2 protein-coding genes are annotated in these 1,693 nt (G+C 66.2%); both read left to right on the top strand.

Features of this window, described 5'->3' with window-relative positions:
* Positions 1-16 precede the first annotated feature (16 nt).
* Entirely contained in the window at positions 17-904 is an 888-nt protein-coding gene (locus AC5RWT_RS37110; RefSeq protein WP_494084574.1) for a VOC family protein, read from the top strand.
* A gap of 70 nt (positions 905-974) precedes the next feature.
* Positions 975-1,460 (top strand): hypothetical protein, encoded by a 486-nt coding sequence (locus AC5RWT_RS37105; protein ID WP_494084573.1) that lies wholly within the window; start codon positions 975-977, stop codon positions 1,458-1,460.
* The last annotated feature ends 233 nt before the right edge of the window (positions 1,461-1,693 follow it).

Genomic DNA, 1,693 nt, shown 5'->3' with positions numbered 1-1,693 from the left:
AAGTATTGTTAATTGCATGAACATTCAAGTAAACCCCCAGGACCTGCTCTCCGGCGACCTCAGCATGGGCACCGTCATGCTCAAGGTCGGCGACATGAAGAACATGACCAACTACTACCAGCAGGCGCTGGGGCTGGATCCTGTCTCGGAAGGACTGGGCGGGGTTTTCCTGGGCCGCGGCACCACGCCGCTGCTCCACCTGGCTCCGGCCACCGGGCTGCAGTTGCCCTCGCGCGGTGAAGCCGGACTGTTCCACACCGCCTTCCTGTTCGAGAACCAGTCGGACCTGGCGGCCACCGTGGCCACCGCGGCGCAGACCGATCCTTCCCGGTTCACCGGTAGTGCCGACCACTTGGTGAGCGAGGCGTTCTACTTCACCGACCCGGAGGGCAACGGCATCGAGCTCTACTGGGACCGCCCGCGCGATCAGTGGTCCTGGAAGGAGACTGCCGACGGCAAGGAAGTCCACATGGACAGCCTGGCCCTCAACCCCCAGACCTACCTGCAAAGCCACCTGACCGAGGAGTCGCTCGCCAGCCAGCGCGAAGCCGGCGCCGGCATCGGCCACGTGCACCTGCAGGTGGGGGACACCCACGTCGCCGAAGATTTCTACGTGAAGACCCTCGGTTTCGAACGCACCGCCGGCTGGCACGGCCAGGCGCTGTTCGTCGCCGCCGGCGGCTACCACCACCACATGGCCATGAACGTCTGGAACAGCCGCGGCGCCGGCCCCCGCAAGGACACCCTGGGCCTGGGCGAGGTGCTGATCCACGTGCCGACCGAGGACGAGGTGGGCGCCCTGACCGAACGCCTCACCAGTGCCGGAATTGCCCATCACCACACCGGGGCGGAGCTGCGCTTCGAGGATCCGTGGCGCAACCAGTTGCGCGTCGCTGTTGGCTAAAAGCGGAAACTCGCCCGCTGCGGCTAGGCTGAAGAAGAACCACTTGGTCTAGCCGCGGAAGGGCCCTCAGATGTCCGGAATCACCGAAATCTTCGTCGCCACCCACGACGTCGCCGTCCGGCGCGCCGCCGAGCTTGAAGCCAGCGTCGAGTCCCGCGGCGTGACCGACGGGCCAATGGCCCAGGTCGAGGATGCGCCCAGTGTCCGGCTCAACGGAATCACCGATTTGGAAATTGAGATCCTCGGCGGCCTGGCGGCCAAGGCCGTGGGTGCCGCCGCTGGCGAGGCCCTGGACATGGCGGACGTCTCCAGCGACTACCTGATGGTGGCCCCGGACGCCATGGTCCAGTCGTTGGCGGAACTGCTGACCTACACCGACGATGCCGGTGCCTCCTTGATCCCTGAGGTCGCCGCGCTGTGGGCCGCCGAGGAGGACATGCCGTTCAGCGGCGACATCGCCGAAGACAACGTGCGCCAAATCGCTCGGCTAGCGGCGCAGGCGGAGCAGGCCGAACGCCAGCAGCTCTACGTCTGGTCCACCGCCGCCGAAGCCTGACGTCGCTCGGGCTGCCGAACGCGTCCGGTGCCGGCCGCTGACCCGGCGGCAACGCGCCGTCGTCGTCAAGTCGCGCGGATTGGGTCCTGTCTGGCACAATAGACAGGTACTCGATCTGCGTGGCCCCTCTCTCCGCGTATGCATCTTGTCCTTTGAACCCCAACCATGGCCCGCCCCACGGGAGCAGACATACGGGTTCGCCCATTTTCAGAACCAGGAGTGACCACAACAGT

The sequence above is a fragment of the Arthrobacter sp. Dra40 genome (genome assembly GCF_059091905.1).
Note: the sequence above shows the minus strand (reverse complement) of the source record. Positions and strands in the feature narration are given on the sequence as shown.